The 3,140-nt window shown below is 33.8% G+C and carries 2 protein-coding genes and 1 pseudogene; all 3 read right to left on the bottom strand.

The genetic code is table 11. The features are described 5' to 3' along the window. Positions 1-277 (bottom strand): hypothetical protein (locus tag RMN92_RS11685; protein ID WP_309609623.1); only part of this gene is annotated, 277 nt, incomplete at its 3' end. A gap of 131 nt (positions 278-408) precedes the next feature. Further along, positions 409-1,980 (bottom strand): RagB/SusD family nutrient uptake outer membrane protein, encoded by a 1,572-nt coding sequence (locus tag RMN92_RS11690; protein ID WP_309609624.1) that lies wholly within the window; start codon positions 1,978-1,980, stop codon positions 409-411. A gap of 10 nt (positions 1,981-1,990) precedes the next feature. Beyond that, positions 1,991-3,140 (bottom strand): annotated as a pseudogene (locus RMN92_RS11695) (TonB-dependent receptor); the annotation flags it as partial.

Here is a 3,140-nt window from a genome sequence, read left to right on the forward strand (position 1 = left end):
TGTCACCAAGATTGGACGTAAAATAAACGTCTGCTAATCCATCATTATTGATATCGCCAATAGCTACACCGCCACCATTATAAAAGTTTCGGTATTTGAAGATATTCATCTCGGCACCATTTTTTACCTCATTGATAAAATTGATTCCTGTTTTTGAACTATCAAGCATAGAAAATAAACGTTCATCATTCTTGTTTTCATTGTTTGAACAACCAATGAAAATAAGAGTAACAAAAAGCAAGAAAGGAAACCGATTTGACATAATTAAACATGACATTTATTTAGGAAATTTAATGTATTATTAATTGCCTAATTTATGCAATAATCATTAAAAAAAGTATAAAACACATAAAAAATAAAGAGGGTAATAAATACCCTCCTTACCTAATATAACTAACTCAAAATATTTTAGTAACCTGGGTTTTGTTTTAAATTACTATTAAACAATGCATCTGCTGGTATTGGATACAATATGTACTTCGAATTTGAGGTATAAGGTTTTAATTCTCTTTGATTAAGAAATTTTCCAAAACGAATCATATCGTTTCTTCTGTAACCTTCCCACCACAATTCTCTTCCTCTTTCGGCATAAATACCATCCAGAGTATTTGGTGCAGCTGTAACTCCAGATCTAGCTGCAAGATCAGCTAAAATTGTACTGGCAGATCCAGTACCTCCTCTTAAAATTGCTTCCGCTTTCATAAGCAATGCATCTGAGTATCTCATAAGCACATAATCATTTTCCGGTTTTTCAATGTTACTTACATCTGGAATATATTTGATTCCACGAATTCCAGCAGTTTCTAAAGTATTACCACCTGTTATTAAAGTCACATTTTGAGTAAAAATCAAAGGTTTACCTGTTCTGTCTTGAAGATTTAAAGATCCTGCAGGGATGTTGGTATACGCTACTCCGTTAGCATCTTTCGGACTTCCTTTAGCATCCGTATTTTTACCATTTTTCAATTGACCTACTAAAAACCCAACAGGATTTCCTAATTCACTTAAAATTGTTGGATTCGAATATTTTGCACGAGCATCAACGGCTTGAAATTTGTTGTAATATTCTGAAACTGTCGAAAAGCCATTCCATCCTGACGGCGTTTGATTGTAGTGATTGCACATTCTCCATCTTGACTGAATATTTCCATCTGAATTACCTTGACTGTTTTTTGAAGAAAATACAATCTCGTTTGACGTATTATTTGTAGGTGCAAAATTATCCCAATAATTTGCAGCAAGCGTATTGGACATTGCATCTACATTAGTAGCTACTTTAGTCATATCAGCAGCCGCAAAAGTATAAGGACCAACTGCATTTCCGGCTAAATAAACTCCTTTATTCAAATATAATTTAGCTAATAAAAAATGTGCGGCATCTTTATTTGCTTTGCTTGGATCACTTGCAATTCTTGCAGGCAATGTAGGCAATATTGATTCTAATTCAGAAATAACAAATGTAGTTGCTTCTGCTCTTGTCCAAACTTTAGGATTGTCTACCAAATCTGACCCAGCTGGTCTGTAAGGAACTTGTCCAAATAAATCTATAATATTAGAATAATAAAAAGCTCTTAAGAACCGAGCTTCTAAGATTTGATTGGGAGTACCTCCTTTTTCAATTACTAAATTGCAACTATACACATTTGATAATAGGGTATTCCAAGCGCCACGCACTTCAACGTGATCAGGACCCCAAGTATGATTGTGAATTTGTCTCCAAGAACCATTATCATCCCAGTCACCACCACGTGTTGGTCCAACTAACGCATCAGTAGACATTTCATCAAGAGCAAACATTTGTCCTTGATTTTGAAACTCTCGCAGACCGTTATACGCTGACACTAAAGTTGCTGCGGTATTAATTTCAGTAGTAGAGTTCGAAACTCCATCTAAGATCTCTTCGTCTAGATTGGAACAACCAATACTCAATGTAAAAACACTTAAGAAAGTAAATGCTTTTATAAAATTTTTATTTTTCATAATAATTCAATTATAATGTTAAGTTAAGACCAAATGATACTGTTTTTGCACGTGGATAAGATAAATAATCTATACCTGCAGACGGAACACCATTTAATGATTTATCGGTATCTACCTCAGGATCAAATCCAGAATAGTTCGTAAATAGTAATAAATTTTGACCATTTACAAAAAAACGAGCTGATTTAATTCTGGCTCTTTCTAGAATACTGTTTCTAAGTGTGTAGCCAAAAGTTAAATTACCCATTCTTAAAAAATCTCCTTTTTCTAAGTATTTGGTCGATGGAGCATTAGGATCTGATTGTGCCTGAGTTGATGTAGCAGCATCTTCAGGTACATTTCGTCCACCTAAAAATGCTCCCTTAAAGAAATAGGCATTTGCAGTATTGTTATACAAATAGTGTCCAAATGCACCATAAAATGATACTGCAGCATCAAGGTTTTTGTATGCCAAATTGGTTGTAAATCCTAAATTCATTTTTGGCAACGCTTGTTTTCCGACTAATTTTTTGGTTGCAAAACCTAATTCTGAATTGCCTCCATTGTCATCAGTATAAATTGAATTTCCGCTAGCATCGTACCCTTTCCATTCATAAAGGAAATAGCTGTAAATAGGTTCGTTGTTGATTACTAATTGAGCATAAGCACCAGATAAACCTTGACCATTTAAACCACCAGCTTGAACAAAATTGCTTCCAAAATTTTTCATTTGGTTAGATAAAAAGGATGCATTTGCCGAAACATCCCAACTGAAATTTTCTGTGGATGCTAATTTATAGTTTACTGCTACTTCAATACCATTATTGATTAAATTTCCTGGTAAATTTATAAATCTTGGAGTTGGAGGGCCAGGTTGTGATGCGGCAGCAGGAACTGGAAAAATTAAATCTTGGGTGTCTCTATTAAAATAATCTACAGAGCCTGTTAATTTACTATTAAATAATGCAAAATCTAAGCCACCTCCATAGGATGTTGTAGTTTCCCATTTTAAATTTACGTTTGCATTCGAATCGGGTCTTAATTCGCCGTTTAAAGCATAAGAAGATCTCGCTATTGCAGAATTTGTTGCAAATTCTTGATTTCCTGTTATACCATAATTTCCTCTAAGTTTTATAGAATTCAATAATCCAGATTTACCATCTATTATTTTATAAGCAATA

Source organism: Flavobacterium sp., assembly GCF_031363805.1.
GTDB lineage: Bacteria > Bacteroidota > Bacteroidia > Flavobacteriales > Flavobacteriaceae > Flavobacterium.

Coding starts and splice junctions, on each gene's coding strand:
- RMN92_RS11690 (WP_309609624.1), bottom strand. CDS start 1,980: ATGAAAAATAAAAATTTTATAAAAGCATTTACTTTCTTAAGTGTTTTT.